The 19,559-nt window shown below is 61.0% G+C and carries 14 protein-coding genes and 1 pseudogene; 5 read left to right on the top strand and 10 right to left on the bottom strand.

Annotation, left to right across the window (positions count from 1 at the left end; all coding sequences use genetic code 11):
• The first annotated feature begins 28 nt into the window (after nt 1–28).
• The 4 genes from gltB (at nt 29) to CFY91_RS03360 (ending at nt 8,203) form a co-directional block, all read left to right on the top strand.
• Nucleotides 29–4,477: a glutamate synthase large subunit gene (gene gltB / locus CFY91_RS03345; RefSeq protein ID WP_093984930.1), complete on the top strand. Its 4,449-nt coding sequence runs from the start codon at nt 29–31 to the stop codon at nt 4,475–4,477.
• Between the two features lie 119 nt (nt 4,478–4,596).
• Nucleotides 4,597–6,015 (top strand): FAD-dependent oxidoreductase, encoded by a 1,419-nt coding sequence (locus CFY91_RS03350; protein WP_093984931.1) that lies wholly within the window; start codon nt 4,597–4,599, stop codon nt 6,013–6,015.
• Nucleotides 6,016–6,232: 217 nt separating this feature from the next.
• Nucleotides 6,233–7,297 (top strand): uroporphyrinogen decarboxylase, encoded by a 1,065-nt coding sequence (hemE, locus tag CFY91_RS03355; protein WP_093984976.1) that lies wholly within the window; start codon nt 6,233–6,235, stop codon nt 7,295–7,297.
• 132 nt (nt 7,298–7,429) lie between these two features.
• A complete protein-coding gene (locus tag CFY91_RS03360) occupies nt 7,430–8,203 on the top strand; it encodes a ParA family protein (RefSeq protein WP_093984932.1) in 774 nt (257 codons plus the stop codon).
• Here CFY91_RS03360 and CFY91_RS03365 read toward each other — a convergent pair.
• The 7 genes from CFY91_RS03365 to CFY91_RS03395 all read right to left on the bottom strand — a co-directional run bounded on the left by CFY91_RS03365 (nt 8,200) and on the right by CFY91_RS03395 (nt 14,701).
• On the bottom strand, nt 8,200–8,688 hold the full coding sequence (locus CFY91_RS03365) for a hypothetical protein (RefSeq protein ID WP_093984933.1): 489 nt from the start codon (nt 8,686–8,688) through the stop codon (nt 8,200–8,202). The genes CFY91_RS03360 and CFY91_RS03365 overlap by 4 nt on opposite strands.
• The gene (locus CFY91_RS03370; protein ID WP_093984934.1) at nt 8,688–9,503 is read right to left on the bottom strand and encodes a universal stress protein; all 816 of its coding nucleotides are present in this window, start codon (nt 9,501–9,503) and stop codon (nt 8,688–8,690) included. Before CFY91_RS03370 ends, CFY91_RS03365 begins: the two co-directional genes overlap by 1 nt.
• A gap of 80 nt (nt 9,504–9,583) precedes the next feature.
• Nucleotides 9,584–10,027 (bottom strand): YiiD C-terminal domain-containing protein, encoded by a 444-nt coding sequence (locus CFY91_RS03375; RefSeq protein WP_093984935.1) that lies wholly within the window; start codon nt 10,025–10,027, stop codon nt 9,584–9,586.
• 98 nt (nt 10,028–10,125) lie between these two features.
• Complete coding sequence (trxC, locus tag CFY91_RS03380) at nt 10,126–10,560, bottom strand: thioredoxin TrxC (RefSeq protein WP_093984936.1); 435 nt, start codon at nt 10,558–10,560, stop codon at nt 10,126–10,128.
• Nucleotides 10,561–10,622: 62 nt separating this feature from the next.
• A complete protein-coding gene (locus CFY91_RS03385) occupies nt 10,623–11,900 on the bottom strand; it encodes a bifunctional O-acetylhomoserine aminocarboxypropyltransferase/cysteine synthase (RefSeq protein WP_093984937.1) in 1,278 nt (425 codons plus the stop codon).
• Nucleotides 11,901–12,001: 101 nt separating this feature from the next.
• Complete coding sequence (locus tag CFY91_RS03390; protein WP_093984938.1) at nt 12,002–13,792, bottom strand: SLC13 family permease; 1,791 nt, start codon at nt 13,790–13,792, stop codon at nt 12,002–12,004.
• A 249-nt stretch (nt 13,793–14,041) separates the two neighbouring features.
• Complete coding sequence (locus CFY91_RS03395; RefSeq protein WP_093984939.1) at nt 14,042–14,701, bottom strand: DUF3313 domain-containing protein; 660 nt, start codon at nt 14,699–14,701, stop codon at nt 14,042–14,044.
• Between the two features lie 95 nt (nt 14,702–14,796).
• Here CFY91_RS03395 and CFY91_RS03400 point away from each other — a divergent pair.
• A pseudogene (locus CFY91_RS03400) lies at nt 14,797–15,048 on the top strand (hypothetical protein); the annotation flags it as partial.
• An 80-nt stretch (nt 15,049–15,128) separates the two neighbouring features.
• On the opposite strand, the gene CFY91_RS03405 reads toward CFY91_RS03400, so the two are convergent.
• From CFY91_RS03405 to selO, 3 genes are all read right to left on the bottom strand, one after another.
• Nucleotides 15,129–16,136: a DUF1214 domain-containing protein gene (locus CFY91_RS03405; protein WP_093984941.1), complete on the bottom strand. Its 1,008-nt coding sequence runs from the start codon at nt 16,134–16,136 to the stop codon at nt 15,129–15,131.
• A gap of 395 nt (nt 16,137–16,531) precedes the next feature.
• Entirely contained in the window at nt 16,532–17,875 is a 1,344-nt protein-coding gene (locus CFY91_RS03410) for an OmpP1/FadL family transporter (RefSeq protein WP_243392514.1), read from the bottom strand.
• Between the two features lie 221 nt (nt 17,876–18,096).
• On the bottom strand, nt 18,097–19,557 hold the full coding sequence (gene selO, locus CFY91_RS03415) for a protein adenylyltransferase SelO (RefSeq protein WP_093984943.1): 1,461 nt from the start codon (nt 19,555–19,557) through the stop codon (nt 18,097–18,099).
• Nucleotides 19,558–19,559 lie beyond the last annotated feature (2 nt).

The raw sequence follows: 19,559 nt of genomic DNA on the forward strand, positions 1-19,559 counted from the left end.
TGTTCATGTTTTTGCGGTGAGGGTGTCTATGAAAGCAGGTTTGTACCGTCCTGATGAGTTCAGGGATAACTGCGGCTTTGGTTTGATCGCCCACATGCAGGGTGAGGCCAGTCATCACTTGCTGCAGACCGCTATTGAGGCGCTGACCTGCATGACGCACCGCGGCGGCATCAATGCGGATGGCAAGACGGGGGATGGTTGTGGCCTGCTTATCCAGAAGCCTGATCAGTTCCTGCGTGCGGTGGCTCAGGAGCAGTTCTCGGTCGCATTGCCGGCGCAGTACGCGGTAGGCATGGTGTTCTTCAATCAGGACTCCAGCAAAGCCGAGCAGGCCCGCGAAAACATGAACCGCGCTATCCTCGCTGCCGGTCTGCAGTTGATCGGATGGCGCAAGGTGCCTATCGATACGCGCGTGCTTGGGCGCCTGGCTCTGGAGCGCCTGCCGCAGATCGAGCAGGTGTTTATCGGCGGCGAGGGTTTCAGCGAGCAAGAGTTTGCCATCAAGCTGTTCAGCGCGCGGCGCCGCTCTTCGGTAGCCAATGCTGCCGACAGCGATCACTACATTTGCAGTTTCTCGCACAAGACCATCATTTATAAGGGTCTGATGATGCCGGCCGACCTGGCCGCCTTCTATCCAGACTTGAGCGACGAGCGCCTGAAAACCGCTATTTGCGTGTTCCATCAGCGTTTCTCGACCAATACCTTGCCGAAATGGCCGCTGGCGCAACCTTTCCGCTTCCTGGCGCACAACGGCGAAATCAATACCATCACCGGCAACCGCAACTGGGCCCAGGCGCGTCGTCTGAAGTTTGCCAATGAGCAGATTCCCGACCTCGAAGAGCTGGGGCCGCTGGTCAATCGTGTCGGTTCCGACTCTTCGAGCATGGACAACATGCTGGAGTTGATGGTGACCGGCGGTATCGATCTGTTCCGTGGCGTGCGCATGATCATTCCGCCGGCTTGGCAGAATGTCGAAACCATGGACCCTGAGCTGCGTGCTTTTTATGAGTACAACTCCATGCATATGGAGCCGTGGGACGGCCCGGCTGGCGTGGTGTTGACCGATGGGCGTTATGCGGCCTGCCTGCTGGATCGCAATGGTCTGCGTCCGGCTCGTTGGGTGACCACAAAGAATGGCTACATCACCCTGGCCTCGGAAATCGGCGTGTGGAATTACCAGCCCTCAGACGTGCTGGCCAAGGGGCGCGTCGGGCCTGGACAGATTCTTGCGGTGGATACCGAAACAGGTCAGGTGCTGACTACCGATGACATCGACAATCGTCTGAAGTCGCGTCATCCCTACAAGAAATGGCTGCGCGAGCATGCCCTGCGTATCCAGGCGACCATGGCCGACAATGATCATGGTTCGGCCTTCTACGACAGCGAGCAGCTCAAGCAATACATGAAGATGTTCCAGGTCACCTTCGAGGAGCGTGATCAGGTACTGCGTCCGCTCGCCGAGCAGGGTCAGGAGGCCGTGGGCTCCATGGGCGACGATACGCCCATGGCAGTGCTCAGTCAGCGAGTTCGCTCGCCCTATGACTATTTCCGTCAGCAGTTCGCCCAGGTGACCAATCCGCCGATCGACCCGCTGCGTGAAGCCATCGTCATGTCGCTCGAGGTATGCCTGGGGGCCGAGCGCAATATCTTCGAAGAGTCGCCGTTGCATGCTGCGCGGGTCATTCTCAGTTCTCCGGTGATTTCGCCCTCCAAGTGGCGAGCGCTGATGAATCTGGATCGTGCGGGCTTCGAGCGCGCACACATTGACCTTAACTATGCGCAGAGCGAAGGCTTGCAGGCTGCCGTGCGTCGCGTGGTCGCGGAAGCCGAAGCTGCCGTGCGTGCCGGTAAGGTGCTGCTGGTGCTGAGTGACCGGCATATTGCGCCGGGCAAGCTGCCGATTCATGCCGCGCTGGCGGTGGGCGCGGTGCATCATCATCTGGTTGAGCTGGGCCTGCGTTGCGATTGCAATATCCTCGTGGAAACCGCCACTGCACGCGACCCGCATCACTATGCCGTGCTGGTGGGCTTCGGGGCCTCGGCGGTCTATCCGTTCCTGGCTTATGAGGTGCTGGGCGATCTGATCCGTACCGGTGAGGTGCTGGGTGACCTCTATGAGGTCTTCAAGCACTACCGCAAGGGCATTGCCAAGGGCTTGCTGAAGATTCTCTCGAAGATGGGGATCTCGACGATCGGCTCCTATCGCGGCGCGCAGCTGTTCGAGGCGGTAGGCTTGTCCGAGGAGGTGACCTCGCTGTGCTTCCGTGGCGTGGCCAGTCGTATCCAGGGGGCACGCTTTGTCGATATCGAAGCCGAACAGCTGCTGCTGGCCGGTGAGGCCTGGGCTGCACGCAAGCCGATCCAGCAGGGCGGTCTGCTGAAGTTCGTGCATGGTGGCGAATATCACGCCTACAACCCGGATGTGGTGAACACCCTGCAGGCTGCCGTGCAGCAGGGTTGCTATGCCAAGTACAAGGAATATGCTGCGCTGGTGGATAACCGTCCGGTGGCGATGCTCCGTGACCTGCTGCAGGTCAAGGAAGCCGCGCAACCCTTGGCGCTGGATGAGGTGGAGCCGGTACAGGCCATCTTGCAGCGCTTTGACTCCGCGGGTATTTCCCTGGGGGCGCTATCGCCTGAGGCCCACGAAGCGATTGCCGAGGCGATGAATCGCTTGGGCGCGCGGTCCAACTCGGGTGAGGGTGGCGAAGACCCGGCGCGCTACGGCACGCTGAAGAGCTCCAAGATCAAGCAGGTGGCTACCGGTCGCTTTGGTGTTACCCCCGAGTATCTGGTCAATGCCGAGGTGTTGCAGATCAAGGTCGCCCAGGGTGCCAAGCCTGGCGAGGGCGGTCAGTTGCCGGGAGGCAAGGTCAATGGCCTGATTGCGCGCCTGCGCTATGCGGTGCCGGGCGTGACGCTGATTTCGCCGCCGCCGCACCACGATATCTACTCCATCGAAGACTTGGCTCAGCTGATTTTTGACCTCAAGCAGGTCAATCCGCAGGCGCTGGTTTCCGTGAAACTGGTCGCCGAGCCTGGCGTGGGCACCATCGCGGCTGGTGTCGCCAAGGCCTATGCCGACCTGATTACCATCTCCGGCTACGACGGTGGCACCGGCGCCTCGCCGCTGACGTCCATCAAGTACGCCGGCAGCCCGTGGGAGCTGGGTCTGGCCGAAGCGCACCAGACCCTGCGCGGCAACGACTTGCGCGGCAAGGTGCGTGTGCAGACCGACGGCGGCCTGAAGACCGGCCTCGACGTGATCAAGGCGGCCATTCTTGGTGCGGAGAGCTTCGGTTTTGGTACCGCGCCGATGATCGCTCTGGGCTGCAAGTACCTGCGTATTTGTCACCTGAACAACTGCGCCACCGGCGTGGCTACGCAGAACGAGAAACTGCGCAAGGATCACTTCATCGGTACCGTCGAGATGGTGATGAACTTCTTCACCTTCATCGCCGAGGAAACCCGTGAGTGGCTGGCCCGTCTGGGCGTGCGCAGCCTGGGTGAGCTGATTGGGCGGACCGATCTGCTCGACGTGCTGCCCGGTGCGACCGGCAAGCAGCAGAATCTCGACCTGACCCCGCTGCTGGGTAGCGAGCTGATCCCGGCGGACAAACCGCAGTTCTGCCAGGCAGAAAGGAACCCGCCGTTCGATCAGGGGCTGCTCGCCGAGCGTATGGTTGAACTGGCGCGGGCGGCTATCGATAGTAAGTCGGGTGCTGTTTTTGAGCTGGCAATCGGCAACTGCGACCGTTCCATTGGCGCGCGTGTTTCCGGTGAGATTGCTCGTGTACATGGTAACCAGGGCATGGCGGAGGCGCCGATCAGCTTCCGCTTCAAGGGCACTGCCGGGCAGAGCTTCGGGGTGTGGAACGCGGGTGGTCTGCATCTGCACCTGGAAGGTGATGCCAACGACTATGTGGGCAAGGGCATGACCGGCGGCAAGCTGGTTATCGTTCCGCCAGCGGGCAGTCCGTTCAAGAGTCAGGAGTCGGCGATCATCGGCAACACCTGTCTGTATGGCGCCACCGGCGGCAAGCTGTTCGCCGCAGGTACGGCGGGCGAGCGCTTCGCGGTGCGCAACTCGGGGGCTCATACCGTGGTGGAAGGTACCGGTGACCACTGTTGCGAGTACATGACCGGCGGCTTCGTCTGTGTGCTGGGCAAGACCGGCTACAACTTCGGTTCCGGCATGACCGGCGGTTTCGCCTATGTGCTGGATCAGGACAACAGCTTTGTCGATCGGGTCAATCATGAGCTGGTGGAGATCCAGCGCATCACCGGTGAAGCGATGGAGGCCTATCGCAGCCATCTGCAGTCGGTGCTCGACGAGTATGTGGCGGAAACCGGTAGCAGTTGGGGTACGCATTTGCAGGAGAATCTGGATGACTACCTGCGGCGCTTCTGGCTGGTCAAGCCGAAGGCTGCCAGTCTCAAGTCGCTACTCTCCAGTACCCGGGCCAATCCGCAGTAAGCAGCGGTACGCGACAGGCCCCAGGCTGCAGGTTGGCAGCAACTGCGGGCTTGTCGATCCAAGATGATTGTCTTGCAGCTTGAAGCTTGGCGCTTGAAGCTGCTGCTAAGAGGTTTGCTATGACTGAACGTCTGAATAACGACTTCCAGTTCATCGAAGTCGGGCGCAAAGACCCGAAGAAGAAATTGCTGCGCCAGCGCAAGAAAGAGTTCGTCGAGATCTACGACAGCTTCAAGCCCTTGCAGGCGGCCGAGCAGGCGCACCGCTGCCTGGGCTGTGGCAACCCTTATTGCGAATGGAAGTGCCCGGTGCACAACTACATTCCCAACTGGTTGAAGCTGATTTCCGAAGGCAACATCATTGCGGCGGCAGAGCTTTCGCACCAGACCAATACCCTGCCGGAAGTCTGTGGGCGGGTCTGCCCGCAGGATCGCCTGTGCGAGGGCGCCTGTACTCTCAATGATGGCTTCGGTGCGGTAACCATCGGTTCGGTGGAGAAATACATTACCGACACGGCCTTCGCCATGGGCTGGCGTCCCGACATGTCCAAGGTTGTGCCCACTGGCAAGCGTGTTGCGGTCATCGGTGCCGGCCCGGCGGGCCTGGGCTGTGCGGATGTACTGGCGCGCAACGGCGTCACCCCGGTGGTGTTCGACAAGAATCCGGAGATTGGTGGCTTGCTGACCTTCGGGATTCCCGAGTTCAAGCTGGAAAAGCACGTGCTGAGCCGGCGTCGTGAGGTCTTCACGGGCATGGGTATCGAGTTCCGCCTGAATACCGAGGTGGGCAAGGACGTGACCATGCAGCAGTTGCTGGATGAATACGATGCCGTATTCATGGGGATGGGCACCTACACCTACATGAAGGGCGGTTTCCCGGGTGAAGATCTGCCGGGCGTCTACGACGCGCTGGATTTCCTGATCGCCAACGTCAATCGCAACTTGGGTTTTGAAAAGTCCGCAGAGGACTTCATTGACATGGCCGGCAAGAAGGTCGTGGTGCTGGGCGGTGGCGATACCGCGATGGACTGCAACCGGACCTCGATTCGCCAGGGTGCCAAGAGTGTAACCTGTGCCTACCGTCGGGATGCCGAGAACATGCCCGGTTCGCGTCGCGAGGTGAAGAACGCCAAGGATGAAGGGGTCAAGTTCCTTTTCAACCGCCAGCCGATCGAAATTGTCGGCAACGGCAAGGTGGAAGGCATCAAGGTGGTGGAAACCCGTCTGGGCGAACCGGATGCCCGTGGCCGTCGTAGCCCCGAGCCGATTCCCGGTTCCGAGGAAGTGATTCCGGCCGATGCGGTGTTGATTGCTTTCGGCTTCCGTCCCAGCCCTGCTGCCTGGTTCGCTGATTTCGCCATCGGTATCGACAGCCAGGGCCGTGTACTGGCTCCGGCGGATGGTCAGTACAAGTTCCAGACCAGCAATCCCAAGGTGTTTGCCGGGGGCGATATGGTGCGCGGCTCCGATCTGGTGGTAACCGCCATCCATGAAGGACGTCAGGCTGCCGAAGGCATCCTCGATTATCTCGGCCTGTAATCCTGCGTCAGGCCGAGCATAGCGGCACGCCCCGATGGGGCGTGCCGTTTTTTATTGGGTGCCCAGGCTTGAGCAGGATCAAGACCCTGGCGAAAAGGCATGCCGGGCGCCGTGCCTTTTGCCCGGTGCTTTGCGACAATGCGGCACACCCCGAGGTGGCGAGGCATGGCAGCCAGGTTGTCGCCCTCCCACCCAGTTTCTGATGCCGGACTACGCCATGACTGCACTGAAAAACGACCGTTTCCTTCGCGCCCTGCTCAAGCAACCCGTCGACGTCACCCCGGTGTGGATGATGCGCCAGGCCGGTCGCTACCTGCCGGAGTACCGTGCTACCCGTGCCCAGGCAGGTAATTTCGTCAACCTGATGAAGAACCCCGAGCTGGCCTGTGAGGTCACCATCCAGCCGTTGGATCGTTATCCGCAACTGGATGCGGCGATTCTCTTCTCCGACATCCTGACTATTCCGGATGCCATGGGCCAGGGATTGTACTTTGAGACCGGCGAAGGCCCGCGCTTCAAGAAGGTGGTGTCGAGCCTGGCGGATATCGAGGCCTTGCCGATTCCTGATGCCGAACAGGACCTGGGCTATGTGATGGATGCTGTGCGTACCATCCGCCGCGAGCTGAACGGCCGGGTGCCGTTGATCGGCTTCAGTGGCAGCCCCTGGACGCTGGCTACCTACATGGTCGAAGGCGGCTCCTCCAAGGACTTCCGCAAGTCCAAGGCCATGCTCTACAACAATCCGCAGGCCATGCATGCGCTGCTCGACAAGCTCGCTCGCTCGGTAACAGCCTATCTCAACGGGCAGATCCTTGCCGGTGCGCAGGCCGTGCAGATCTTCGATTCCTGGGGCGGTGCGCTGTCGGCGGCGGCTTACCAGGAGTTCTCCCTGCGCTACATGAAGCAGATCATCGACGGACTGATCCGTGAACATGAAGGGCGTCGCGTGCCGGTAATCCTGTTCACCAAGGGTGGCGGCCTGTGGCTGGAATCGATGGCTGACACGGGGGCCGAGGCGCTGGGGCTGGACTGGACCTGCGATATTGGCAGTGCCCGGGCGCGGGTCGGTGACAAGGTCGCCCTGCAGGGCAATATGGACCCCAGCGTGCTCTATGCACAGCCCGAGGTGATTCGTGGTGAGGTGGGGCGTATTCTCGCCGCCTATGGGCAAGGCAGCGGGCATGTGTTCAATCTGGGGCACGGCATCACTCCGGAGGTCGATCCGCAGCACGCCCGCGCCTTCTTCGAGGCCGTGCACGAGCTGTCTGCGCAGTACCACTGAGCCATCTGGCCGTGCGCGCTGGTCGCTCTGCAGCGCAGACGCCAGCCGCTTGCCGGTCGGAACGGGATTGGTGCTCGCCGTGCCGCCAGCCTTTGCATAGAATCGACGCATCCATCATCAGGGAGGTGTCAGATGCGTCGCGTGGTATTCAATCAGAAAGGTGGCGTAGGCAAGTCCAGCATTGCCTGCAACCTGGCGGCGGTCAGCGCCTCTCAGGGTTATCGTACCCTGCTTATCGATCTCGATGCGCAGGCCAACTCCAGTCATTACCTCACGGGCCTGACGGGCGACGAGATTCCCGTGGGGATTGCCGACTTCTTCAAGCAGACCCTGTCCGGTGGGCCTTTTGCCAAGAAAGGCAAGGTCGACATCTACGAAACGCCCTTTGACAACCTGCACGTGATCACCGCGACGGCGGAGCTGGCTGACCTGCAGCCCAAGCTGGAGCAGAAACACAAGATCAATCGCCTGCGCAAGTTGCTCGACGAGCTGGGCGATGACTACGAGCGTATCTACCTGGATACGCCGCCGGCCTTGAACTTCTATACGGTTTCCGCGTTGATCGCGGCAGATCGCGTACTGATTCCCTTCGATTGCGACAGTTTCTCGCGCCAGGCCCTGTATGGCCTGCTCCAGGAAATTGCCGAGCTGCGCGACGACCATAACGAGGAATTGCAGGTTGAAGGCATCGTGGTCAACCAGTTCCAGCCGCGTGCCGCGTTGCCGCAGCAACTGCTCGATGAGCTGCTCGCCGAGGGTATGCCGGTGCTGCCGGTCAACCTGATGAGTTCGGTGAAAATGCGCGAGTCACACCAGGCCTGCAAGCCGTTGATCTACCTGGATCCGCGTCACAAGCTCAGTCAGCAGTTCGTCGAGTTGCACGACCTGCTTGATGGCGGGCGTTAAGCCGGGGCGCGTTGTTGCTGCAGCAGGCCCAGACCGAGCTGCAGCAGGCCGGGGCCGAAGAGAAACAGTAACGCCGCGAGTAATCCGGGAATACCGTACAGGCTCAGCCACAGCTCGGCACTGAACGGGGCCTGTGGCTGTCCGGCCACCGCCTGCAGGATGGTGTTCACGGAGGTGCCGACAATGACCGCGAGGAAGAGCTGGTAAAGCGCATGCAGGCTGTTGAGGTACCCTAGCCAGCGCCTGCGTGCCGGGCGATACAGCTGGTGAGCCCAGCTGGCGAGCAGGGCCAGGGCCAGCAACAGATTGCCAGTAGCCAGCAATTGCCCATGGCTGACCAGCGTGAGCTGGTGCAGCGGGCTGAGCTGGCCGGGGTTGGCAAAGCGCAGTGGCTCGGCGTGCAGAGTTTCTAGCAGATGCCATTGGCCGGCGCTAACCAGGCCGAGCAGAAGCAGCAGCGCCAGGCTATACAGACGATTGGACATTATTTGACCAGCAGCACGTCGCAGGGCGCCTGGCGCAGATAGTGCGCGGGCAGGCTGCCGAGTAGCGCGTTGACCAGTACGCTGCGGCTGTGTTGGCCGAGCGCCAGCAGTTGCGGGCGGCGTTGGCGAATCAGTTGGTCGAGGCTGCCGGCCAGGGTGCCAGGGACAACTTCGTGGCTGACGCTGGGGCCATCGCTGGGCAATTGGCTGCATTCATCGTCAACCAGTTGGCCGATCAGCGCCTGTTGGATTTCCAATTGGGCCGCGGCCTTGCTGGCGCTTTGCTTGGCCGGCTGGCTGAAGATGTTCACTGCGTGCAGCTGGGCAGTGCTCGGCAGCAACTGGTAGGCACAGGCCAGGGCTTTGCAGGCGCACAGCGAAGAGTCGATGGCCAGTACGGCCTGCTGGTAGGCCCGGCTATCCTGGCCACAGGCCAGCAACAGCGGCACCTGGCAGTGGCGGGCGATGCGTTCCAGGTTGGTGCCGGTGAATAGCTCCGGTTTGTTCTTGTGGTGGCTGCCGACCACCAACAGGTCGTAGTCCTCTTCCGTCAGGGCCTGTAGCAAGACGTCGGAGGCTTTGCCCTGGCGGATCAGCACCTGTGCCGGACAGTGGCTGTAGCTGCTCAGGCGTTCGCCGAGCACCTGCTCGGTAGCCTGCTGCAGTTCCTTGAGGCTGGCGCTGCTGTGTTGCCCTTCGGCGACGTGCAACAGGGTCAGACGCGCCTGATGCTGTTCGGCCAGTTGCGCGGCGCGACGCAGGGCGACATCGGCTTGCTGGCTGAGATCGTGAGCGATGAGTATGTGCTTGAACATGGGGCCTCCATTGCGTGCCGCTGCTACCTGCGCGAGAGCCCCGAGTCTAGATGATTTGTCCGCTCTTGCGGCAATCCTCTTCAGCGTTTGCGTATCTGGTATAGGCCTTCGCTAAGGGCGACCACCTGGCCCTGGCTGTCCTGTAGCTGCAGGGCCAGGCTGAACTCTGCCTTGCCGAGCCGTTCAGCGCTGTCCTGCAGTGCGGCGATTTGCTCGGCATCCAGGCGTGCCTCCACCGTGATGTCGCTCAGTGCTGGGCGCAGGAAACGCAGATTGAAGGCCTTGACCAGCGGAATGAAGCGCTGGCTATCGAAGCTGCTGAAGAACAGCGCGCCGCCCGGGACTTCGGCCAGGGTAAACAGCGCGCCGGCATATAGGCTGCCAAGGTGGTTCTGGTTGCCGGCCAGTGGCATACGCAGGCGCACATGGCCGGGTTCGACTACCTCGGCTTTAAGCCCCGAGCGCTGGATGAAGGCAATGTGTTCCTCGGTGAGCTGGCGCACCAGTTGGCTGGGCAAGGGCATGGCAGGACTGACTCCGTGCGGAGGGTGGTCGGGCCAGACTAAGGGCACAGATTGCCGCAGGGAATGACCCGTTTTGCCGTCCTGAGTGACCGAAACGCTCAGATGCCCTGTTGACGCAACCAGCCGAGTAGTTGCGGCAAGGGCAGGGCACCGCTCTGGCGCGCCACTTCGCGGCCGCCTTTGAGGAGGATCATGGTCGGAATCGAGCGAATGCCCATTTCCGCGGAGAGCTGCGGATTGGCTTCGCTGTCCAGCTTGGCCAGGCGACAGCGCCCCTGTAGTTGCTCTGCAGCTTGTTCGAAGATCGGTGCAAAGCTGCGACACGGTCCGCACCAGCTGGCCCAGACATCGATCAACAGCGGCAGGTCGCCCTTGTTCTGTGCGGCGAAGCTGGCCTGGTTAAGTGCAAAGGGCCTGGCGGGCAGCACCTCGGCTTTGCAGCGGCCGCAGCGCGCGGCGTCGCCTAGTCGTTCGGCGGGAATGCGGTTCAGGCCATTGCAGGCCGGGCAGGGGATCAGCAGGGGTTCGCTCATACGCGCCTCCAAGGGGTGTAGTGACCAATCTGGAGGCGCGAACGGCGATATCAAGGGGCGGATCAGCCCTTGGCAGCTTCAAGGGCCTGGGTCAGGTCGGCGAGGATGTCGTCGATGTGCTCGATGCCGATCGACAGGCGGATCAGGTCCTGGGAAACCCCGGCCTTGGCCAGTTCCTCGTCATTGAGCTGACGATGGGTGGTGGTCGCCGGGTGGCAGGCCAGTGACTTGGCGTCACCGATATTGACCAGGCGTACCACCAGTTGCAGGGCGTCGATGAAGCGGGCACCGGCTTCCTTGCCACCCTGGATGCCGAAGCAGAGGATCGACGCCGGCTTGCCTGCCATGTAGCGCTGCGCCAGGGCATGCTCGGGATGATCGGCCAGGCCGGCATACTTGACCCAGGCTACCTGTGGGTGGTTTTTCAGGTAGGCGGCGACCTTGAGAGCGTTCTCGCAGTGCCGTTCCATGCGCAGGGCCAGGGTTTCCAGACCCTGCAGGATGAGGAAGGCGTTGAATGGCGATAGGGCTGCGCCCATGTTGCGCAGCGGCACCACGCGGCAGCGGCCGATGAATGCGGCCGGGCCGAACGCCTCGGTGTAGGTCACGCCGTGGTAGGACACGTCCGGGGTATTGAGCAGGGGGAAGCGCGCCTTGTGCTGCGCCCAGGGGAACTTGCCGGAATCGACCACGATGCCGCCGAGGGTGGTGCCGTGACCGCCCATGTACTTGGTCAGCGCGTGTACCACGATATCGGCACCGTGCTCGAAGGGCCGGCAGAGCATCGGTGTGGCCACGGTGTTATCGACGATCAGCGGCACGCCATGGCGGTGGGCGGCATCGGCCAGTGCCTGCAGGTCGACAATGTTGCCGGCCGGGTTGCCGATCGATTCGCAGAACACCGCGCGGGTCTTGTCGTCGATCAGTGCTTCCAGCGCGGCGATGTCGTCATGCGCGGCGAAGCGCACTTCGATGCCCTGGCGCGGCAGGGTGTGGGCGAACAGGTTATAGGTGCCGCCATACAGCTTGGCCACCGAGACGATGTTGTCGCCGGCTTCGGCGATGGTCTGGATGGCGTAGGTGATGGCCGCCATGCCCGAGGCTACAGCCAGCGCGCCAACGCCACCTTCCAGCGCGGTGACGCGCTCCTCGAGCACCGCGTTGGTCGGATTCATGATCCGTGAGTAGATGTTGCCGGCAACCTTGAGGTCGAACAGGTCGGCGCCATGCTGGGTGTCGTCAAAGGCAAACGAGGTGGTCTGGTAGATCGGTACGGCGACGGCCTTGGTGGTGGGGTCGGGGCTGTAGCCGGCGTGGATGGCCAGGGTTTCCAGTTTCATGGGCGCGCTCCTGCTGGGTCGGAAAAAGACCCGCAGGATGGCGAGGGCAGGGCCCGCAGGTCAATGACCTGTGGCAACAAAGTCGCCTGGCGACGTGCTACTCAGAGCGGCGTGAGCGGGAAGAACCAGGGAATGACCAGGCTGGCCACCAGCCATAGCAGCAGGTTGAGCGGGATGCCCACCTTCATGAAGTCGGTAAAGCGGTAGCCGCCGGCGTTATACACGAAGGTATTGGTCTGGTAGCCAATCGGCGTGGCGAAGCTGGCACTGGCGGCGAACATCACGGCGACAACGAAAGCCCGCGGGTCGACGCCCATGTGCTGGGCCAGGCCGATGGCGATGGGGGTGACCAGCACCGCCACGGCGTTATTGGAGAGCATTTCGGTGAGCACGGAAGTCAGCAGGTAGATCAGGCTGAGCATCAGTAGCGGGCCGGCCCAGGGCAGCCAGCCCATGACGTTCTCCACCAGCAGCTTGACCAGGCCGACCTTGTCCATGGCGATGCTGATGGCCAGCATGCCGAAGATCAGGCTGAGGATCTTCCAGTCCACTGCCTTGTAGGCATCTTCCACATCCAGGCAGCGGGTGGCCAGCACGCTCGCGGCACCGATGATTGCCAGGCCTTCGATGGGCATGACCCCAAGTGCCGCCAGCAACATCACCGCCAGGGTGGCGATGATGGCGATCGGCGCCTTGTCGCGGCGGAAGGCGCGCTCCTGCACGGCGTTCAGACTGATCAGTTCGCCGTTGTCGGCGAAACGCTTGATCTGCGCCGGGGTGCCTTCGACCAGCATGACGTCGCCGAACTGCAACTGGAAGTCATCCAGGTTGCCGGAGACATTTTCATCCTGGCGATGCACGGCCAGTACGGCGATGCCGTAGCGTGCAGTGAGGTCGAGGTCGCGCATCGGACGGTGGCTGTAGCGCGAATTACGTCCGACGATGGCCTCAGCGAGGATAACGTCATGGCTGGAAATGGTCTCGAAGGCTTCGCCGCGATTGAAGGTCAGGTGCCCGCTGCCGCGCAGCTCCACCACATCCTTGACCTGGCCATGGATTACCAGTTGATCACCCGCAGCCAGCACGGTGTCATGGCCTGGTTCGGTGAGTTCTTCCTGTTCGCGGAATATCTTCAGTACCTGCAAGCCACTGCCGCCGTTCAGATTGGCCTCGCTGAGGGTCTTGCCGATCATCGGCGAATCATGCGGCACCAGTAGCTCGCTCATGAAGGTCCGGGCGAGGTCCGGGCGCAATTGCTTGGAGAGCGTCTCGCGTTCCGGCAGCAGGCGATGGCCGATGGTTAGCAGGTAGAACATACCGGCAGCAGCCATGATCAGGCCGGCCCCGGTGATCTCGAAGATGCCGAAGGGTTCCAGGCCAGCCTTACGGGCCACACCGTCCACCAGAATGTTGGTGGACGTACCTATCATGGTCAGGGTGCCGCCGAGGATGGTGGCGTAGGACAGCGGAATCAGCAGCTTGGATGGCAACGTACCGGCACGCCGGGCCAGGGCGATGGCCACCGGGGTGAGAATGGCCACGACTGGGGTGTTGTTCAGGCAGGCGGAAATTACCAGCGCGGTCAGCGTCAGCCCGGTGAGCACACGCACCGGGCTGGTGCCTACCAGATCGCCCAGCCAGTTGCCCAAGGCATCGATGCAGCCGGTGCGTTCAAGCGCGGCAGACAGCACGAACATGCAGGCAATGGTGATGGGGGCGGAGTTGCTGAGTACGCTGAGCACTTCGCCTGGGGTCAGCAACTGGCTGACCAGCAGTGCGGCGACGGCAACCGCTACCACGATGTCCGGGCTCCACTTCTCGCGCACGAAAGCGTACAGCACCCACAGCAGCAGGCCGGCGACAAACAGCAGCGGCAGTGAGTCCCAGGACATCGGGGAAATCCTTGCAACGAATCTCGTGTGAGGTATCGAGCAGCCAGGGGCTGTCGAGCAGGCGCAGAAGATAAGGCCTGCTGCTTAGAGTGTCTAAGAATGTTTGAGCAGGTTTATATGCCTTTTGGGTTTAATGGGTGTAATGGTGTGGGTGTTGTGAGTCGTGACCTGGTCGCCGGCCATTCTTGCTTGCGGTAAAAGCCGAGTTGATCCCAGCCCGAGGCGAAATGGGCTGGGAGGCTGTGCGGCTCAGTGAAACGCCAAGACGTCCTGAGTCAGCTCATCAATCACGGATTTCAAGTCATCGGCCGTAACCGTCTGCTGGTCATTGCTCAGGGTTTTGCCAAAGCCTTTGCGTACTACGCGAAGAACGGGTTTGCCGGTAGTGGTATCGATCAGTTCTCCCTCCAGATACAGTTCGGTGTTCTGATCGCGCTGACCGCTAGCCGCCATGGCGCCCGCCACCACGAGTGCCACCGGAATCACTTCGTAGGGTTTGAGGCCTTCAGTGCTGGTGTCGACAGCTGTGATGGCACCGCGAAATGTCAGGGTGCCTGGGCCGGCACTAAAGCCCACCGGCTGCAGGCGGGCGAACAGCGCGCTACTCAGGCGATGATTGGTATAAGCCAGCAGCTCAGACAAGGTTTGCTCGCTGATGCGTGCCGTGGTGCGCGGCTCAGGATAGAAGCGTACAGGCTGAAAGATGATCTTGTTGTAGTTGTTCGCTTTAAAATCGGCGGAGGTCCAGCGCAATACGTTATGGCCGGTGGCTGTTTTGGTGGCGATCAGCCCCTCGTAACTCGATAGAAAACCGGAGTACTCCGACGGACTGGCCGTTTTTGTGGTGCAGCCGCTAAGTGTTACCGCGCCAGTCAATACGACGCCAAGCATCAGTTTCGAGACAGTCATGGATAGTGCTCCTACTAAGGGGGATACGTGCCAATCACAAAGGGCGAACGGCGAAATTGATCATTGCGATAGCATCGGCTCCGACACTTTTCCGGTGCTGGAGCCGAGTGATACTCAAGCGATTATTTGCTACTGGCGCCAGCGTTGAATTGATAATTGTGCTCTGTTCCAGGGTGCTGAAGTCGAAGGGGCCGTCGACCGGTTACCTAACAGTCCAGGATGCACAACGGGATATCAGCCACTACCTGATACATCGCTATAACTGGGTCAGACTGTATCAATTCAACGACGGACCGATGCACGCCGTTGCTGACGAAAAACTTAACCCACAGACCAAGATGGGTTGATCACTACAAGGTGCTTCATACTCTTTCCTTGTGCTTAGTACCTCGTAGCAATAGTTCACGTCGGTTGCAGTCTTCGCTACTTACTTGGCCGGCTGTGCCTTGGGAAAGAGCCATGCCCCGCTGATGATTTCCTGTTTCGGCTCATACATGCGCACGGTGTAGTTCCAGCCGTCAGTGATCGGCAGGTTGTTGATGGCGCTGGGGCCTCCGCCGAAATTGATGGTGATGCTGCCGTCTGCATTCTTGTCTGCAGTCACGTTGTTGTATGAGTAGCGGTTCTGATCGTTCTTCTCCATGAACCCCGCCTTGTTGTAGACGGTAATGGACCAGAATCCGTCGACCGGCACATCCTTCACAGTGACACGGTATGGTGTCTTGCCGTCATTTTGCGCCGGTACCACGCTGTCATACATGGCAGCCTGTTCAGGGTTGCCGCCCCAGCCGAAGGCAGTCCCCAGCAGATGACTGATCGGGTCGAGCTTGGCTTTATCACCGAACATGCCCCTGGCATTGGTACGGGTCGCCGCCAGTACATTGATTGCATCACGAACCCTTTTCAGTGACACCTCGTCCCAGTCCGGAGTTTCGAAGGTTCCCGGGCTCCTCTGCCTTACGATAATCTTGTCCTGCATGGCGTTGGCGGCCTTGATGTCCTGCGGGTCATTGGCATTGACAAAGGTGCGGAAAATGACAGCGGCGAAGCGTGTCCCGACTTTCTCCTGGGTCAAAATGAACTCGCCAGCGCCATGCTCGACGGGGAGCATCGAGTGATCCTGACTGATGACCATCATCGACTGGAACCGGCCAGCGGAATCCGGTTTGACGATGGTGACCAGGTCGCTGAGATCGAACACGCCAGCCGAGTAGAGCGTGTCACGGTTCATTCGAATGATATCTTGCTGGTCGATCGGCGTGGGCTGGCGAATGTGTAGCAGCTTGCCGAATGCACCCTGTTTGACGTAGCGGTCGAACGTCATATCGCTCTCGGCACGCACAAAGTTGTCGACTGTGACGGGCTCAGCGGCATAGGCGGCTGAGGAGGCGAGTAGGGCGCTCAGTGCGAGCGCATGTTTGAGATTGAACGTCATTGTTTATCTCCGTTGTGAGGATAATAAGTAGTGATGTGGCAAAGCCGGATCATTTGGGGAGGGGTAAGGTGGCTGCCGTGCGGAAAGCCCAGCCGCTGGCTGCGGCATCTGGGCTGTCAAGCCAGTAACGCGGGCATAGCTGAAGGCTCAGCGGCTGACCGCCGAGCTTGAGCTGTTGGGTGACTGTCTGGGTGCTCTCGCCGCTCGGGCCCATTTTTAGTTCCAGTTGTGTTGTATGGGCAGGCTGTAAAGTGCTGCAGTCGGGTTCTGCGTCTGCTGCCAGCTCAGGTCTCTTCAGCGTTTTTCAACGGTCTGCTGTACGTGCAATTCATGATGATCTCCATGTGTAAACAGCACAGCCTTTGGCGAAACACGCCACGGCAAGGCCTAGCGTGTTAGAAGTGCCAGGTGGCACTGGCACTCAGCGCTTGAATCCACGCGTTATTGAAAGACCCAGAGGTTTGCTTCGGTTCTGCCACTGGCAGGCTCTTTTGCTGGCTGATCGGCATATCTCCCATCCAGATAAAGGCATAGCTCAGATTCAGGTCGGTTTGTTGATCCAGTGCATAGGTGAAGCCAGTTGCAATGCGCCAGGTTTTGCCCAGCGGCATGCTCAGGGTGCGGTTGCTGTCGTTGATCGGAGAACTGTCATAGGCCAGTCCGGCATTCCACAGCAGTCGATGAGTGGCTTGATACTGTGTGCCGATGGATAGATGCCAGGTATCACGGTAATTGGCGTCCAGACTGGCCGAAACCGGGTTGCCGCTGTCCAGTTGCACGCCGACCTGGCCAAAGCGCGACCAATCCTGCCAGTTGGCGCTGGCCAGCAGCGCCCATTGGCTGTCGATCTGCTGATACAGACTTAGGGTCAGCGTCTGCGGCATATGCATCTTGATCTGGGTATCGGCGCCGATAATGCCGCGATTAGTCAATAGATTGGTGATGCCGGGATCCAGGTCTTCGAGTTTGAGCGCATCACTGAGCGTGATAGCGACTTCGCTGGTGTAGCTCAAGCCGATGCGGGTGCCAGCCTGGGGCTGATAGATAAGACCCAGGCTGGCGCCTAAGCCCCAGTCGCTGTCTTTGTAGTTCAACGTGCCATCCGGCCTGTCGAGAATACCTAGTGGGCTGTTATCCACCGCGATCTGAGTGTCGAACATGACATACATGGCGCGCAGGCCAATGCCGAAGGACCATTGATCATCCGGCCGGTAAGACACGCTGGGCAGCAGGGTCATGCCCAACAGCTCGCCGTTCTGCATAAAGTAGCGACCGGACCAGGCGTTTTCGTAGTCGATGCTCAGGCCTAAATCGCCATAGCTGGCAAAGCCGACGTGCCAGTTTTCATCCAGCTGGTGGGTGAGAAAAAGAGAGCCGCCGGGGGCCCACTCCATGGCGCTGCCGCTATCACGACCAGGCACATTGCTGGTCGTATCCTGAGAGAACTCCAGGTTACCGTGCAGCAACTGCAGACCTGCACTGATCTGCGTGCCAGGCAGAAAGCTCATGCCGGCGATATTGCTGGCCAATGTGCCCGGATGCTGTGCGCGCGCGGCAGCCCCAGCGTTTGCCAGACCAACATTGTCGCTGGCCACCTCGTAAAGAAGCAGCCCTGAGGCGTCGGCGGTTGCCTGCAGAGCCAGTCCTGCGACAAGAGTGCTCAGTTGAGCCCAGCGACGAAACCCTGTTCTCATGAGAGAGTGCTCCCTGACAATTGGCCGCCTGACTGGGCGTTGCACTAGCCTAGCGAAAGGGAACTGTCGTCAGCAATATGTCTTTGTATTTGTTTTTTGTCGGAAAAATGGCGTTTAACGGTTTGCGGTCAGTGACACAAAGGTAGGCGTTACTTTGCTGGAGCTGTGAGCAGGACCAGCTAGGCTTGGCTCCGGGGCGATTCCGTCGTGTGTTGCTGGCGGCTGCTTGCTGTGATGCGCAGGGTTCGCTAATGAGTGAGCAATGCTCAGGAGGAGCAACTGATTTCCAGATGCTTGCCCCAGCTGGGCGGGCGAGCAGCGTACTGGGTAAAAGCGGGCTGTTCGGCAAAGGGCTGGCTAAGCACCTTGTGTAGTTCATGCAGTGGGGCCAGGTCGCCCTGCTCGGCAGCGCTGATGGCCTGCTGGGCCAGGTAATTGCGCAATACGTAACGTGGATTGACGGCCTGCATGCGCTGCTGGCGCTCGGCGGGGTTGCCTCCTTGCCGATCCAGACGCAGCAGGTAGTCGCGTGACCAGCGATCGAAGCCGGCCAGGTCGAGCTGCTCGTCGCGTAGCTGGCGCAGAGCCGCGGCCGGGTTGTCTGCGCCGAGCTGCTGGAAGAACAATGGGTAGTCCGTGGCGCTGCCTTGCAGCAGGGCCAGCAGGTCGTCGATCAGCGCCTGGTCGCCGGGATCGGCGTGCTGCAGGCCCAAGCGCTGGCGCATCAGCTCCAGGTAGTGCTGCTGGTAGCTGGGCAGGAACTGTTCGAGGCTGTGGCGCAGCTGTTCGACACTGACCTGCGGGGTCAGCGCCTGGGCCAGGGCGCTGAGGTTCCAGTGGGCGATTGGTACCTGATTGCGATAGCTGTAGCGGCCCTGGTGGTCGGAATGGTTGCACACATAGCCGGCATCGAAGTCATCGAGAAAGGCATAGGGGCCGAAGTCGAAGGTGATGCCGAGGATCGACATGTTGTCGGTGTTCATCACGCCATGACAGAAGCCATACGCCTGCCAACGGGCGATGAGCTGCGCGGTACGTTCCACGATCTCGGCAAACAGCGCCGCCCAGGGCTGTTCGGCCGCCAGGCAGGGTGTGAAATGGCTGGCCAGCAGGTGCTCGCCCAGCTGGCGCAGCTGAGCGTGCTGACCGGTGTAGTAGAAATACTCGAAGTGCCCGAAGCGGATATGGCTGGGTGCCAGGCGCATGAGCATGGCGGCACGCTCTTCCCGCTCGCGCCAGACCGGGGTCTGCGAGCCCGTTACGCACAGCGCCCGCGAGGTGGGAATGCCCAGCGCGTGCAGGTATTCGCTGGCCAGGAACTCGCGGATCGAGCTGCGCAGCACCGCGCGGCCATCGCCCATGCGTGAGTAGGGGGTCAGGCCGGCGCCTTTCAGGTGCAGATCCCAATGCTCACCCGCGCTGTTGACCACTTCGCCGAGCAGCAGCCCGCGGCCGTCGCCCAGGCGCGGGTTGTAGACGCCGAACTGGTGGCCGGAATACACCATGGCGCGTGGCTCGGCGGCGGCCCACAGGCTGTGCCCGGCGCTCAGGCGGGTCAGCTGTTGCGGATCGACATGCGCTGGGTCGAGGTCGAGCAGGGCCATCGCCGCCGGACTGCTGATCAGCAACTGTGGCTGCTCAATGGGCTGCGGCAGTACGGCTGTGGAAAAGTCATCGCCGAGCCGGGCGAAGCGGTTGTCGAAGTGCAGCGCGTCGAGTGCCACCATGC

Origin of the sequence: Pseudomonas fluvialis (assembly GCF_002234375.1) — a bacterium.
Taxonomy (GTDB): domain Bacteria; phylum Pseudomonadota; class Gammaproteobacteria; order Pseudomonadales; family Pseudomonadaceae; genus Aquipseudomonas; species Aquipseudomonas fluvialis.

Excerpts from the sequence above, each read along its gene's own strand:
- gltB (WP_093984930.1), top strand. The coding sequence starts at position 29 with ATGAAAGCAGGTTTGTACCGTCCTGATGAGTTCAGGGATAACTGCGGC.
- CFY91_RS03350 (WP_093984931.1), top strand. The coding sequence starts at position 4,597 with ATGACTGAACGTCTGAATAACGACTTCCAGTTCATCGAAGTCGGGCGC.
- hemE (WP_093984976.1), top strand. The coding sequence starts at position 6,233 with ATGACTGCACTGAAAAACGACCGTTTCCTTCGCGCCCTGCTCAAGCAA.
- CFY91_RS03360 (WP_093984932.1), top strand. The coding sequence starts at position 7,430 with ATGCGTCGCGTGGTATTCAATCAGAAAGGTGGCGTAGGCAAGTCCAGC.
- CFY91_RS03365 (WP_093984933.1), bottom strand. The coding sequence starts at position 8,688 with ATGTCCAATCGTCTGTATAGCCTGGCGCTGCTGCTTCTGCTCGGCCTG.
- CFY91_RS03370 (WP_093984934.1), bottom strand. The coding sequence starts at position 9,503 with ATGTTCAAGCACATACTCATCGCTCACGATCTCAGCCAGCAAGCCGAT.
- CFY91_RS03375 (WP_093984935.1), bottom strand. The coding sequence starts at position 10,027 with ATGCCCTTGCCCAGCCAACTGGTGCGCCAGCTCACCGAGGAACACATT.
- trxC (WP_093984936.1), bottom strand. The coding sequence starts at position 10,560 with ATGAGCGAACCCCTGCTGATCCCCTGCCCGGCCTGCAATGGCCTGAAC.
- CFY91_RS03385 (WP_093984937.1), bottom strand. The coding sequence starts at position 11,900 with ATGAAACTGGAAACCCTGGCCATCCACGCCGGCTACAGCCCCGACCCC.
- CFY91_RS03390 (WP_093984938.1), bottom strand. The coding sequence starts at position 13,792 with ATGTCCTGGGACTCACTGCCGCTGCTGTTTGTCGCCGGCCTGCTGCTG.
- CFY91_RS03395 (WP_093984939.1), bottom strand. The coding sequence starts at position 14,701 with ATGACTGTCTCGAAACTGATGCTTGGCGTCGTATTGACTGGCGCGGTA.
- CFY91_RS03405 (WP_093984941.1), bottom strand. The coding sequence starts at position 16,136 with ATGACGTTCAATCTCAAACATGCGCTCGCACTGAGCGCCCTACTCGCC.
- selO (WP_093984943.1), bottom strand. The coding sequence starts at position 19,557 with ATGGTGGCACTCGACGCGCTGCACTTCGACAACCGCTTCGCCCGGCTC.